Annotated in this window: 13 protein-coding genes; 2 read left to right on the forward strand and 11 right to left on the reverse strand. The window is 73.4% G+C overall.

Annotation, left to right across the window (positions count from 1 at the left end):
* Window positions 1-28: 28 nt before the first annotated feature.
* Window positions 29-661 (reverse strand): hypothetical protein, encoded by a 633-nt coding sequence (locus ABD998_RS07270; protein WP_345437527.1) that lies wholly within the window; start codon window positions 659-661, stop codon window positions 29-31.
* 2 nt (window positions 662-663) lie between these two features.
* Window positions 664-1,002 carry a hypothetical protein gene (locus ABD998_RS07275; protein WP_345437529.1) on the reverse strand — a complete coding sequence of 113 codons (339 nt, stop codon included), beginning with the start codon at window positions 1,000-1,002 and terminating at the stop codon, window positions 664-666.
* A gap of 217 nt (window positions 1,003-1,219) precedes the next feature.
* Here ABD998_RS07275 and ABD998_RS07280 point away from each other — a divergent pair, with 217 nt between their 5' ends.
* Window positions 1,220-1,855, forward strand: coding sequence for a TNT domain-containing protein (locus ABD998_RS07280; RefSeq protein WP_345437531.1), 636 nt, complete (start codon window positions 1,220-1,222; stop codon window positions 1,853-1,855).
* 3 nt (window positions 1,856-1,858) lie between these two features.
* Here ABD998_RS07280 and ABD998_RS07285 read toward each other — a convergent pair whose 3' ends face one another.
* Genes ABD998_RS07285 through ABD998_RS07320 form a run of 8 tightly spaced genes read right to left on the reverse strand, consistent with a single transcriptional unit; the run spans window position 1,859 to window position 10,472 of the window.
* Window positions 1,859-2,431 carry a hypothetical protein gene (locus tag ABD998_RS07285; protein ID WP_345437533.1) on the reverse strand — a complete coding sequence of 191 codons (573 nt, stop codon included), beginning with the start codon at window positions 2,429-2,431 and terminating at the stop codon, window positions 1,859-1,861.
* Window positions 2,428-2,718 (reverse strand): hypothetical protein, encoded by a 291-nt coding sequence (locus ABD998_RS07290; RefSeq protein WP_345437535.1) that lies wholly within the window; start codon window positions 2,716-2,718, stop codon window positions 2,428-2,430. Before ABD998_RS07290 ends, ABD998_RS07285 begins: the two co-directional genes overlap by 4 nt.
* Window positions 2,719-2,755: 37 nt before the next feature.
* Window positions 2,756-3,403, reverse strand: coding sequence for a hypothetical protein (locus ABD998_RS07295; RefSeq protein WP_345437537.1), 648 nt, complete (start codon window positions 3,401-3,403; stop codon window positions 2,756-2,758).
* Entirely contained in the window at window positions 3,400-4,032 is a 633-nt protein-coding gene (locus ABD998_RS07300) for a hypothetical protein (protein WP_345437539.1), read from the reverse strand. Before ABD998_RS07300 ends, ABD998_RS07295 begins: the two co-directional genes overlap by 4 nt.
* 49 nt (window positions 4,033-4,081) lie before the next feature.
* Entirely contained in the window at window positions 4,082-8,800 is a 4,719-nt protein-coding gene (locus tag ABD998_RS07305; protein WP_345437541.1) for a glycohydrolase toxin TNT-related protein, read from the reverse strand.
* Window positions 8,797-9,108 (reverse strand): WXG100 family type VII secretion target, encoded by a 312-nt coding sequence (locus ABD998_RS07310; RefSeq protein WP_345437543.1) that lies wholly within the window; start codon window positions 9,106-9,108, stop codon window positions 8,797-8,799. Before ABD998_RS07310 ends, ABD998_RS07305 begins: the two co-directional genes overlap by 4 nt.
* Window positions 9,105-10,124: a WXG100 family type VII secretion target gene (locus ABD998_RS07315; RefSeq protein WP_345437545.1), complete on the reverse strand. Its 1,020-nt coding sequence runs from the start codon at window positions 10,122-10,124 to the stop codon at window positions 9,105-9,107. Before ABD998_RS07315 ends, ABD998_RS07310 begins: the two co-directional genes overlap by 4 nt.
* A 54-nt stretch (window positions 10,125-10,178) precedes the next feature.
* Window positions 10,179-10,472, reverse strand: a complete 294-nt coding sequence (locus ABD998_RS07320) for a WXG100 family type VII secretion target (protein ID WP_271172613.1) — start codon at window positions 10,470-10,472, stop codon at window positions 10,179-10,181.
* 296 nt (window positions 10,473-10,768) lie between these two features.
* Here ABD998_RS07320 and ABD998_RS07325 point away from each other — a divergent pair, with 296 nt between their 5' ends.
* Window positions 10,769-11,746 carry a hypothetical protein gene (locus ABD998_RS07325; protein ID WP_345437547.1) on the forward strand — a complete coding sequence of 326 codons (978 nt, stop codon included), beginning with the start codon at window positions 10,769-10,771 and terminating at the stop codon, window positions 11,744-11,746.
* Window positions 11,747-11,941: 195 nt separating this feature from the next.
* On the opposite strand, the gene ABD998_RS07330 is transcribed toward ABD998_RS07325, so the two are convergent.
* Window positions 11,942-12,679 carry an FHA domain-containing protein gene (locus ABD998_RS07330; RefSeq protein WP_345437549.1) on the reverse strand — a complete coding sequence of 246 codons (738 nt, stop codon included), beginning with the start codon at window positions 12,677-12,679 and terminating at the stop codon, window positions 11,942-11,944.
* Window positions 12,680-12,682: the final 3 nt, after the last annotated feature.

The following is a 12,682-nucleotide window of genomic DNA, read 5'->3' on the forward strand; positions in this document are numbered from 1 at the left end:
CGTCGATGATCGCCCACCCGCTCATGCGTCAGCGGCCGTCCACGCGCCGCACGGCGTTCGACGCCGGGGAGAACCCGGACCGTCCCCATGCCGCGGCAGCGGGCCCGGAGACCACGGCGGCCGTCGACCGTCCTGACTCGTCCTCGATCCAGACGTGCACGCGGCCCGCTGCGACATCCTCGACGGTCTGCACGACCGTCTTGCCGCCCGTGTGACCCGTTCCGCCCGTCGGGAACGCCGTGAGCGCCCCCGCCTGCAGCCGTGCGGCGAGTTCGTCGAAGTCGGACAGCTCGCGGAAGCGCTCGATGCGCCCCGTCCGCAGCACGCCGCCCGTCGAGCGATCGACCCATTCGTGCGCTCGACGGGAGGCGCCGACGAGCGCCATGACGGCGAGGATCCAGAGCGCCGCCGTCCACACGACCACGCCGACGATGGCGACGGCAGGTCCTCGCGAAGGGCGCAGCGGCTCGTAGCCGTCGGCGATCTGCTGCTGCAGTCCCGCGATCCAGCCCGGCGCGACGATCGTGAAGACGAGGGCCGCGGCGCCGAAGACGCCCGCTCCGGCGAGATACGCGGTGCGCTTGCGACGCGAGGCGCGGCGCTCGAACTGCTCCGGCCGCGCGGCCAGGTACCCCTTCTCGATCTCCTGCAGCTTCGCCACGGTCACCACCCCGGGAAGCCCGCGCAGCCCAGTGCGAGGCGGTAGAAGCCGGTGGCCTGGTCGGTGAAGAGGCGGTACGACTCCGCGGTGTCGCGGCGTTCGAGAGCGGCGATCATCTCCGCCACGGTCGCGCGCAGCGTCGGCAGCCAGTCGGTGAACGCGCCAGGGGCGATGCCGGAGGCGTCCTCGTCGAGGATCGCGCGGACATCGCGCGCGGCGGCCAGGGCGTCGGTGGCGCCCGTCGGGCTGACGGCCGCGCCCAGGCTGACGGCGGCCAGTCGTGTCACGGGCTCGCGCAGGCGCTCGCAGCGCTCCGCCAGGGCTTCCGCTTTCGTGGGCACCGTCCTGCTCCGCTCGCCGAGTCGTGCTCCGGCGGCCGCGCGCGAACGCGATCGACGCGGGAGCACACCGTGAAGCTCCCATGCTAGGCGGAGACCGGTTTCGCTCCCCCGATGGGACATGGGGAGTTCAACCCATCCGGCGGGCACGACGCCGCGACGGGGAGTTCGGCCCATGCGTGCGCGGATGCGCGCGGCGGCCCCTGGATAGGCTCGAGCCATGTTCGACTCCCTGAGGCACGAGCTCGCCCGTCGTCAGATCGCCGCGACGGCGGTCGTCCTCCCGGGAGACTCCGGTCCCGCTCAGGAGGGCGCGCTGCGGCTGCGCGCCGACGACGCACGCGGCGGATGGTCGCTCGAGACGGTCGACTACGGCCGGCCGTTCCCCCTCGGCGCGGCGCACGACGCCGACGGCGCCTCGGCCATGCTGCTCTCCTACCTCGACAGGCCGCTCCCGGAACCGCGCGCACCCGAGGCTCACGAGATCGAGGCGGCCGTCGACGCCGTGACGTCGCACCTCTCGGAGCTGCACGACCGTGCGAGCGCGGAGCCGCTCCTCGCCACGCTTCCGGCGGAGGTGCCGATCGACCGCATCGGCGCCCTCGACGGCACCATGCTGTTCCCGTACGGGACGGCCTACGAGGCCCGTTCGCTGCCTCCCGTGGGCGTGCTCGCACCCGGCTCCGCGCGGCACGCGTTCCTCACGCGCGCGGACATCCTCGTGCGCGTGGAGGTCGCCGCCCCCTGGTTCGGGCAGCGGGGCGGGGGACTGCGTCTCACCCTCGCCGACGACTTCGTCGGAGTGCGCGATCTGGTCGTGGCGGGAGCGCTCGAGCGCATCCGCGTCGAGGCCTGACCGTCATCCGCCGATCGCGGCGACGAGCGCCGAGAGGGCCGACGCCGGGTCGGGGGATCGCGCCAGCTCCCGGTGCATGCCGCGCTCGATGCGGTAGGTGACGAGATCGCCGTCCTCCCGGCGCACGGTCCAACGCAGCTCGCCGTCGCCCACCGCGACGAGCTCGGCCGGTGTCGGACGCAGGATCTCCGAGCCCGCACGGAGGACCTCCTCCGCGATCCGATCGGCGAGATCGTCGACGCCGGCATCCGGCGCGGACGGCGTGCGCTCTCCCCGGAGGAACGCGTCGTACGCCTCGGGAGCAGGCCATCCCGTCGGCACGCGCAGGACGGACTCGTCGGGCGCGACGAGCACGGTCGTCGCCGCCCAGACGGCGGCGAGCTCGTCGGGGCCCCGGGTAACGGCGTAGCGCACGTCGGCCCTGGCATACGGCACGTCGTCCCGCGCATCGCGCTGCAGCACGTCGCGCGCCCAGGCCGCCCGCCGGAGGGCGCCCTCGCCCCACACGGCGAGAGCCGACTCGTCGACGAGGGGCGCGTCGGCGCCGGGCTGCCGCGCCGCGGCGAAGCTCGTCATGCGCGCGGACGGAACTGCTCGGGGGGCGTCCGCCGTCCGGAGCGGAACACCTCGAGCGCCTCGTGCGGGGGCGCCGACGACGCCGCGAAGAGGACCGTCTCATCGGGGGCCACGTAGATGCGCCCGCCCCCGCGGACGGCGTGCGACACGACGACCGCGTCGTCCTCGGGGAGGAGCTGGACGCCGAGCGGCGCGTCGGCCGCGACCATCCGGCGCCAGTAGCCGACGCCCACCTCGATGAGCCGCTGCTCGGCGGCGGACGGCGTCTCGCGGCGGTCTGCCTGCATCAGTTCCTCCTCGGCCGCCCGGCGGCGGTCTCGATCGTCATGGACGGCCATCGTGGACGACGACCCCCTGCGCATCGCGGATCTCGACGACGCCGTGCTCACGGTCGACGACGCCGACGTACCCGACGGGCAGCCCCAGCACGGCGACCGCCTCGGGACGCCGCTTGAAGAGCTCGACGCACCGGGCGATGTCCCCCGCCAGGCGTTCGACGAGCGCGGGGTCGAACGGGCTGCCGCCGACGAACCACTGCGTCGGCGACCCGATGTCGACGCGCCGGCACTCGAGCACCTCCGCCGAGGCGAGCACGTCCACCGACATGTAGAGGGAGTCGCGCCAGTGGGTGGGGACGATCTCGGCGCCGCTGAGGGCCGCCACCCGCCGCCACGCCGACAGCACCCAGAGCAGCTGCGTGACGTCGTCGCGTCGCACCGTGCGGCGCGTGTCGCCGCCGTCCTTCGTCGTCGCCAGGAGACGGTCGCCGTCGGCGTCGAAGCGGAGGCGGTCCCACCCCAGGTCGACCTCCCCTCCCTCGACGGCGTCCACACCCTGATCGGCGAGCCGTCGGACGAGGGCGTCGAGCTCGTCCGCGAGCTCCGGCGCGGCCCGGAAGGCGACCTCCCGCGTTCCGAGGACGACCGTGCGCTCGATCACGGCGTCGGTCGAGGGCGGGCGCACATCGCTCACAGGGGGCCCTCCGCGAGGACGGCGCGGTCGCTCTCCCGCACGAGGGTTCGCACGGCGTCGCCCTCGACGATCGCGGTGACGCCGACGGGGAGGCCGAAGGACCGGGCCACCGCCCGCCGCTCCTGCAGCACCCGCCAGGCCGGCAGCCGGACGAGCTGCTCGGCGCGCCACGGCTCGTCGGATGCAGGAGGGAACGGCTCGACGAACCAGCCGGAGTCGCGCGGAGTGGTCGTGGCGATGCGGGTGAGCGACAGGAGAGGATGGCGCTCCCACTCCTTCACGCAGATCACGTCGTCGTCGAACGAGATCTGCGCGGCTGAGAGGCCGGCCGCGGACGGCAGCGCGTTCAGCGAGACGGCGAGCCAGATGGTCAGGCTGAGGTCCTCGGTGGTGTGCGCCGGATCGCGCGCATAGTCCGGAGCGACGACGATGATCTCCTCCCCGTCGGCGCGCAGTGTGAGCGGCCCCCAGCCGAGCTCGATCGTGTAGCCGTCGCGCCAGGCGGGCGCGTGCTCCTCGAACTCCGTGAGGATCCCGCGAGCCAGGGCCTCGAGGTCGGCGGCCGCGGTCGCGCGGATGGTCCGACCGGTCGCCGATGATCGGATGCTGATGACGTCGACCGCGTTCATCGCGATGCTCCCTTCGGCTCGTCTGCCATGCTAGGTCGTCGCACGGACCTCATCCCGTGAACCCGATGATCTTCTCCTCGAGCGCATCGAGCGCGTCGAGGGAGCGCTCGTCCAGCCATCGGCGCCGCTCCGGCGAGAGGGGCCCGAACTCTGAGTGCCCGTCCCACTCGCCCGGCATCCGATCGCCCTTCGAGGCGTTGACGCGGTCGGAGAGCCCGAGGAAGTTCTCCGGCAGGTTCACGACCTCGAGCATCTGCGACCAGGTGAGGTCGCGGAAGCCGTCCATCTCGACGATCCGACGGAGCGGGATGATGTGGTCCGCCTCCAGCCGTTCCCGCCGCAGATCCTGCTCGTCGGGGTACAGCGGGTCGGGCTGGAGACCGTCGTCGCCGAGCGGCCCCTGCACGGCGTCGCGCATGGCCTGGTCGGGTGTGCGCGCCCTCAGCAGCTCCGCGAGCCGGCGGTCGTCGAGCTGCGACACCTGGTCGCGCCATTCGGCGTCGTCGAGGTCGTCGGGCCGGCGGCCGTCGTCGAGACGCGTGCTCGATCCGGATGCGCCGTCGCCCGACCCCGGGTTCTCGGCGACCCACGTGCCACCCACCTCGTCCCAGCGCATGTGCCAGCCGCGTCCGCCGTCGGCGTTCTCGAGCGCGAGCGGCGTGCCGTCGCGGTGGTCGACGGGCCTCCCGGCATCGTCCTGCGGCGCGCGGTCGAGGGCGGCCTGCACGTCTGCCTGCGTGTACGACTGGCCCGATTCCGTCACCGAGACGGTGGGCGTGGCCGCGGAGGGCGTGAACGTCCCGGGATGGGCGACCGTCGGTCGCGGGGCCGGGCCCGCACCGCGGGCACCGGGATCTCCGTCGTCGGGCGCACTGTCGATCGGCGAGCTGTCGACGGGGGCGCTGTCAGCCGCTGGCGGATCGACGACGTCGGCGGGGTCGATCGAGGCGTCCCAGGTGACGGCGTCCGGCTCATCCGGCGGCCACGGCGATCGCGTGCCGTCCTGGCCGTCGACGACCCACACCTGCTCGCCGTCGTGGACGGCGTTGAACCAGTGTCCGTCAGCGTCTCCTGCGCGGTCGATGCCGACGACGCAGTGAGCGCCCGGTCCCTGCGCGCGCAGGGATGCCTCGATCTGCGCGGGGGTGACGGGTGTCTGCGGCAGGCCCGTGCGCGCCTCCATGCCCGCGATGTCGAGCGTTCCCGTTCCGGCATCCTGCAGCGGCTGCCCGTTCAGGAAGTCGTGCATGTTGGCCGCGACCGTCCCGCAGTTCTCGGCGTAGCCGTTCGAGAGGTCGTATGGGTCGTAGCCCGTATTCGACTGCTGCAGGGCCTGGTCGAGCGCGTCCTGGATCTGCTCCGGCGTGTGGTGCGGTGCCGGCGACTCGAGCGGTGCCGGCTGCGCCGTCGCGTCGTCGGGGGTCGACGACGCGGGATCCGCGGTCGCGTCGTCAGGGCCATCCTGCGGCGCAGGCTCCGCGAGGTGGCCGTCGTGCTCGAGCTGCGCCTGCGACTGCGGGTTGCCGTCGGAGTCGAGGATGCGGATCTGCAGTCCGCCGCCGTCCCGCCCGAATGCGGGCGCGATCTGCGAGATCTCGATGCTGCCGCCGGGCGGGAGGCTCACGAGATCGCGGATCGTGTAGTCGGCGTTCAGGCTGCCGAGCGGCAGGGCGCGCCCTTCGAACGACGTCCCGGGAAGGGAGAAGTAGTCGCCCTTCGGGGAACCCATCCGGTCGATCTGCTCGCCGAAGTGGGTGTGGAAGACGTCGATGTCGGTGATGCGACGGAACGACCCCGGCTCGCCGCCCGCGTTGCCGGGGTAGACGGGGTAGCCGTTCGCATCGGTGTACCGGGCCTCCCACGCCGCCTGATCGGGCAGCGGCACACCGTTCTCGTCGCGCCCGAACGGTGCGGAGGGGTCGCTGATGAGGTGGGCGATCTCCGGACGCACCGTTCCCGGATGACCGTACGGCGGGGCGAGGTGACCGCTGGTCCCCGGTGCGCGCGGCAGGCCGTATGCGGGGTCGATCGGGTTCGACGAGGCAGGGCTCTCCGCGCGCTCCCAGCCGTCGCCGAACTGCGCGTCCGAGTCCATCGGATGGTCCGCGTGCGCCGGCGAGGCCTGCCCTGCCGTCGACGCGGGCGTGCCCGTCCCGGCCGTGGTTCCCCGGGGAGTCGCGGGCGCGAGCCCCGGGGCGGCGAGGACGCCCGCACCGGCCGCGCTCGCGGCGGCGGCCGCCGCTGCATCTTCGGCGTCGACCTCCGCGTCGGGGTCGTCGGCGGGCGCATCGGGCTGGTCCGCGTCGTCCGCTGTGGGCGCCGTCTCCGCCGCCGACTGCTCGACGCCCGCCTGATCGGTGTCCGGCTGCTCGGTGTCTGGATGCTCTGAGGATGTGTCCGTCCCGGTCGACGCCTCGTCGACGGACGCGGATTCGCCGGGCGTCGCGTGGTGCGCGGGGGCCGCGTGGCCGGTCGCGCCCGCGGGCGCGGCGTCGGCCGGCGCGGTGTCGTCGGGGGTCGCGTCCGCGGGGGCGGCGTCGGCAGGAGGAGCGTCCGCAGAGGCCCCATCCACAGAGGCGCCGTCCGCAGGCGCGGTGTCCTCGGGAGTCGCGTCCGCAGGCGTGCCATCCGCAGGCATGCCATCCGCAGGAGTCCCATCCGCGGGCGTGCCGTCCGCAGGAGTCCCATCCGCGGGCGTGCCGTCCGCAGGAATCCCGTCCGCAGGAGTTCCATCCGCGGGAATCCCGTCCGCAGGCGCGCCATCCGCAGGCGTGCCATCCGCAGGCGTGCCATCCACAGGAGTGCCATCCACAGGAGTCCCATCCACAGGAGTCCCATCCGCAGGCGTCCCGTCCACAGGAGTCCCGTCCACAGGAGTCCCGTCCACAGGAGTCCCGTCCACAGGAGTCCCGTCCACAGGAGTCCCGTCCACAGGAGTCCCGTCCACAGGAGTCCCGTCCACAGGCGCGCCATCCGCAGGCGCGCCATCCGCAGGCGCGCCATCCGCAGGCGCGCCATCCGCAGGCGCGCCATCCGCAGGCGCGCCATCCGCAGGCGCGCCATCCGCAGGCACGCCATCCGACGGCAGCTCCGACGGGGCGTCGGGGGTCGCGTCGGTCGGGACGTCGACGGAGCCGCCGTCGGCTCCGCCGCCGCTGCCCGCGTCGGCGCTCCCCGGCGTGGGACCGTCGTAGTCCGAGGTCCCGGCCGCGCCGCCACCCGAGGACGAGCCGCCGCTGCCGACGCCGCCCGGCGTCGGTCCGTCGTAGTCGCCGACTGATGCGCCGCCGCCTCCCGGCGACGTCGCTCCGACGCCTCCCGCCGCCGGAGCGGGACCGTCCGGCAGCGACGTCGTCGATCCCGCGTTCTGGCTCGGCGAGGCCGTGCCGCTCTGATCTCCCGCGGCGTTCGGCAGCACCGATCGCGTGTCGATCCCGAGCGCCCTCCCCCCGAGATTGAGAGCCGACGAGCCGCCGCGCATGCCCGTGGAAAGGCCCGCTCCCAGCAATGCGCCCCCGACAGCAGCGCTGAGCGGGTTGAACTCCTGCCCGTTCACGGCCGTCTGGTAGGTCGCGTCGACGATGCCTTCTGCGGCACCCGCGACGGTCTCTCCGCCGACCTCGCGCGCGCCCGCCCGGAACCCCGGTCCCCCGGGCCCTCCGATGCGATTCGCGATCGGGCTCGCCACCATGCCGCCGACGCTCGCCGAGATGAACGCGTCCAGGACATTCTGCTGCTGGTATACGCCGTCAGGCTCTGCGTGCATGACGTTCATCGCGGTCGTCGAGATCGCGCTCGCGACGCCGCCCTGCGCACCCTCGATGAGCGCGCGCTTGAACATCGCCCGGCCGCCTCGCGCGGCGCGCAGCGCGCGGAGCATGTCGCGCAGGTTGTCGATGAGGTCCTTGATGCGGTTGCACCACTTCACGACGGTCGCCATGGCCTTCGCCGCCCCGGCGAGCGCGCCGAGACCGAACGAGAGGGCGCCCAGGAGGCCGGACAGCGCGATATCGGCGGCGATCTCGATCGCGAGCTGCTGGAGGAAGTCCTTCAGGCGCTCGCGCATCTTGCCGAGCTCGGTGATGTAGTCGCGCACCCACCCGGCCATGTCGCCGGCCGACGTCTGCAGCTGGAGCGCGGAGATCTGGATGCTCGAGTGCGCGTTCTGGATGCTCGCGACCTGCGGGATCGACATCCCGCCCATCCAGTCGGTGCCGCTCGACGCCGTCGTGTGCGCCGTGCTCACCGCGTCGGCGAGCGCGTCCCACGCCTCCGCTCCGCCGCGGAGCTTGTCCTCGTCTCCGGTCGGGATGACGACTCCGACCTGCTGGAGGCCCCACTCGATGATCTCCTGGAACTCGCCGAGCGGGCCCGGCCATCCCGCGCCGAGAGCCGTGGGCGCGTCGGGGGCGTCGCCCTCGACGACCTCCGGCGCGGTCGACTGCACGATCGCGCGCGTCTCGCCCGCGCCGGCGCCCTCCGCCGCGACGTACGTGCGCGACACGTTCTCGAGCATCGCCGCGAGGATGTAGTACGCGTTGGCGATCGACTGCGCCGACTGCAGCGTCGCGGTCGCGCAGACGTCGTAGCCGTCGTCGCCCTGGGCGAAGTCCTCGGCTGCGTTGTCGTCGCCCGCCATCCCCTGATTGGCGGAGAGAGTGCTGCGGGCGGCCGCGATCGCCCCCTCGAGCTGCGTCGCCGCCGTGCGGTACGAGATCGCATCCGCTTCGATCGTCGCCGCGGTGATCTTGACCTGGGTGCCGCTCATGCCGACATCGCCTGCTCGATCGCGGTCGCGTACTGGTCGAGCGAGGCGATGGCGCCCTCGTACGACGTCTTCGCCGAATGGACCTGCTGCTGCAGTCCCTCGGCGCTCATCCGCATCGCCTCGGCGCCCAGTGCCCACGCGTTGAACGCACCGAGGAACGCCTGCATGGCAGGGCCCTGCCAGTCGTTCGGGAGCATGTACGCGAATCCGGACGCACCGCTGCGGAGCGCGTCGCAGTAGCCCACGAGCGCGGTCATCGCCTGCTCGAGCGCCTGCAGCTCCGCCACATCGGCCTGCTGGTCGGTCATCGGTCCCCCTTGCCGCCTGACGCGTCCATCGCGTCGACGCTGAACTCGAACACGGGCGCGTCGCCGTCGCGGAGAACGGCCGGAGCGATCCCGTCGGGCGTCGCCGTCAGCAGATCGACGTCGATGCCGCCCGTGTGGTCGCCGCGCATGTCGTGCGCGGCATACGCGGTCTCGCCCGATGGCTGCGGCTCGAACGCGGCGGGCGTCGCCTCGATCCGGGCCTCGTGGATCGACGAGTCGGGCGCGGGTGGCGCCTCCGCCGGAAGCGACTCGACGACCGTGGCGTGAGCATCCGGAGCCGTGCCGTCCGCGCTCTCGGCAGGTCCGCCGTCCACCGGGGACGCGCCGTCTGCCGGGGACGCGCCATCCGCCGTGGCCGCGCCATCCGTGACGTCGTCCGGCGCCTGGACGATGCCGTCCTGCGTCTCGATGAAGCCGTCGCCGGAGGCGTCGTCACCCGTCAGCTCCTCGACCGACTCGTCCGACAGGAACGGCGTCGTGCCGATCCCGTCGTCGTCGCCGTCGCCGTCGGTGTCGCCCGCTCCCCCGCCGCTGTAGCGGCCCTTCGAGCCCGTGACGGCTCCGCCGCCGAACCGCTCGACCTCGTCGTCGCCCGCGTAGTCGCGTCCGAAGAACTCGGCCATGTCCTCGGCTCGGGCCTCGCCGCGGGCGACGCCCTCCTCGAACTGGACGGCGTGCTTGCGCAGTCCCTGCATGGTGGGGATGGTCTGGGTCATGGCCTTGCGCAGGCCGGCCTCGGTGGTGTCGTAGCCGGCGCCCGCCGCGACGAGCCCGCCCTGCAGCCCGGTGAGCGCGAGGCGCACCTGTTCCGAGAGCGCGACGAACCGCGTCCAGTTCTGCTGGAACGAGTCGGCGTCGGCGCCCTTCCAGTTCTGCAGAGCGTTCTGCACCTGGGCATCCGCCCCCGACACGTGCCCGTCGAACGTCGCGATGACGGAGCCGAGCAGCCCCGCCACCTCGGCGAGCGACTCGGCCCGAACCCTGAACTGCACCATGTCGTCCCCCTCCGCAGGCGCGGTCGGCAGCGCAGAGCCGCCGACCGCGACGGGTCAGCCGTTGAAGGTCGCCGCGATGGCCGACTCGCTGTCCTCGTACGACAGTGCGGCCTGGTTGAGGAGGTCGCTGATGCCCTGGAGCGACTCCTTCAGCTGGATGCCCGCCTGGTCCCACTGCGAGTACAGCTCGTTGAAGCTCTGCGACGCCTGGCCGTTCCAGTCGCCCGCGATGAGCCCCTCGACGAGCGACTTGAGGTTCGACAGCTGCGACTCGATCGACTGCGATCCGCTCGAGAGCTGCCCCGCGACGCTGGCGAGCGACTCGGATGTGACCTTGATCTCTGCCATTTCGTTCCTCCCGGTGAAGACGATGATCCCCCGGCCCGGTGCGCGGGCCTCCTTCACGGTAACCACGGGAGTCCGATCCGTCTGTGGGGAGGAGTGCCCAACCGGCGGCGGCCCGCCATCCTCTCGCCCGGAATCCGCCCGCCCTCTCTTGTCCCTTCCCGCCCAGGTCGCAATTCGCGGCCCCATTCGGGCGATCGAGGCCGGAAACCGCGACCCGGACGGGCTTCGCGGACGACGGCTCAGCGGCCTGTGGACAACTTCCGAGGCGCTGCACGCGGACGTGCCACGGTGTCGGCATGACGCGACGACGGAGAGACATCCCCATCCATCTCGGCGACGCGTTCGCGGTGCGCGACGCGGTCGCGGCGGGGGTCGGCGAGAAGCGTCTCCGCGCCGCCGACCTCGAGCGGCCGTTCCGCGGGGTCCGCAGGAGGCCCAGCGAGCCCGTCCGGGTCGACGACCCGTACGAGCGCCAGCGCGTAGAGCGGGTGCGGATGGCCCGCGCCTACATCCCCCGGCTGAAACCGGGCCACTTCTTCTGCCGGGAGACGGCGGCGTCGGCCTGGGGCGGCCCTCTTCCCGTCGGATTCACGCCGGATGGCCGCGTCGCCCAGGAGCGCGAGCTCGGCGTGCACGTCGGAGCGTTCGAGCCGGATGCGCTCCCGCGGGCGGCGGGCGTCATCCGACATCGGATGCAGGCCGAGATGACGCAGCTGCGCGAGCACGATGGGCTCCTGCTCACGTCGCCCGCGACGACATGGGCGAGCCTCGGCACCTTGCGGATGCCCGATCTCATCGCCCTCGGCGATTACTTCTGCCGCGTGTGGCGTGAGGGCGTCGGGCGTCCCGATGCGGGGCGTGCGTCTCTCGCGACGATCGCCCAGCTGCGACGCGCCATGGATTCCGGGCGATGGAGGGGAATCGTCGCGCTGCGCGAGGCGATCGGATGGATCCGCCTGGACGCCTGGTCTCCGCGGGAGTCGATCGTCCGCTTCGAGCTCGTCTCGGGAGGCCTTCCCGAGCCCGAGCTCAATGTCGACGTGTTCGACGACGCCGGGCGCTTCCTCGGCTGCGTCGACATGGCCTACCGCGCACAGCGCGTGGCGGTCGAGTACCTCGGGATGATCCACGGTGCGGCGTGGGCGGCCGACGTCGAGCGCATCGCGGCTCTCCGGGCGGCGGGCTGGATCGTCATCGAGGTCACGGCGCCGCTGTTCGCCGAGCCGCGCGAGCTCGTCCGCCGCGTCCGCGCCGCGCTCCGTGCCCGGGCCTGACACCGGCCATCCCGCCCTCATACCGGCGGCAATGGACCCGAACTGCAACCCCGGCGAGAAGAGACCCCGTCCAGGTCGCAACTCCCGTCCCCAAACCACCCGTAGACGCCGTGAACTGCGACCCAGAGGAGAAGGAACCCCGGTGGGGCAGACCCGCGCGGGGAGAGGACCGCACCGACGCCGCGGCCGGCGGCCTCAGGCGGGGGTCGGCGTCGCGAGCACGTCGCCGATGCGCACGACGTCGCCGGGCTGCAGGTCGAACCGGTCGCCATCGGCGGGCAGCGGGATCGTCCGCTCGCCGCGCAGCACCGACGAGCCGTTGCCCGATCCGGCGTCCGCCGCGCGCAGCGCGCCGCGCTCGTCGAGGTGCAGATAGAGGTGCACGCGCGACATCGAGCGCGTCGCATCGGCGATCTCGACCGCCTGGGCTCCGAGCGTCGCCGCCGTCTGCTCGGGCTTGCGCCCCACCACGGCGTCGCCCGCGATGACGACGTCCTCACCCGTCGAGAAACGCAGCCGTACGCGCTCGCCCCACGTCGTCCGCGAGCGCGCCGCCGCCCGGGACAGCGGGGCGGATGGCCCCGCGCCCCCGGGTCCCGCATCTCCTGGCACGGCGTCCCCCCGCACCGCGGCCGGAGCCTCCGGATGCCCCGGCGCAGGCACGGCATTCCCCGGCGCCGCGGCCGAAGCGCCCGCATAACCCGCCGCAGGCACCGCTCCCGCAGGCACCGCCCCCGCCGCCGCACCACCCGCCGACGCACCACCCGCCTGAGCACCGCCCGCTCCCGCGCGCGGCTTCGGCGCCACGGCCCAGCCGTCGTCCGGGGCGTCGGCGCCGTCGCGCGCCGCGAGGATCAGCTGCCCGCAGCCGAGGCAGTACATGCTGCTGGGTTCGAGGGTCGCGGCGCAGTACGCGCACCGGGCGGAGGCCATGTC

Source organism: Microbacterium gilvum, from assembly GCF_039543865.1.
GTDB lineage: Bacteria > Actinomycetota > Actinomycetes > Actinomycetales > Microbacteriaceae > Microbacterium > Microbacterium gilvum.

Coding starts and splice junctions, on each gene's coding strand:
- ABD998_RS07280 (WP_345437531.1), top strand. CDS start 1,220: ATGTTCGACTCCCTGAGGCACGAGCTCGCCCGTCGTCAGATCGCCGCG.
- ABD998_RS07285 (WP_345437533.1), bottom strand. CDS start 2,431: ATGACGAGCTTCGCCGCGGCGCGGCAGCCCGGCGCCGACGCGCCCCTC.
- ABD998_RS07290 (WP_345437535.1), bottom strand. CDS start 2,718: ATGCAGGCAGACCGCCGCGAGACGCCGTCCGCCGCCGAGCAGCGGCTC.
- ABD998_RS07300 (WP_345437539.1), bottom strand. CDS start 4,032: ATGAACGCGGTCGACGTCATCAGCATCCGATCATCGGCGACCGGTCGG.
- ABD998_RS07305 (WP_345437541.1), bottom strand. CDS start 8,800: ATGAGCGGCACCCAGGTCAAGATCACCGCGGCGACGATCGAAGCGGAT.
- ABD998_RS07310 (WP_345437543.1), bottom strand. CDS start 9,108: ATGACCGACCAGCAGGCCGATGTGGCGGAGCTGCAGGCGCTCGAGCAG.
- ABD998_RS07315 (WP_345437545.1), bottom strand. CDS start 10,124: ATGGTGCAGTTCAGGGTTCGGGCCGAGTCGCTCGCCGAGGTGGCGGGG.
- ABD998_RS07320 (WP_271172613.1), bottom strand. CDS start 10,472: ATGGCAGAGATCAAGGTCACATCCGAGTCGCTCGCCAGCGTCGCGGGG.
- ABD998_RS07325 (WP_345437547.1), top strand. CDS start 10,769: ATGACGCGACGACGGAGAGACATCCCCATCCATCTCGGCGACGCGTTC.
- ABD998_RS07330 (WP_345437549.1), bottom strand. CDS start 12,679: ATGGCCTCCGCCCGGTGCGCGTACTGCGCCGCGACCCTCGAACCCAGC.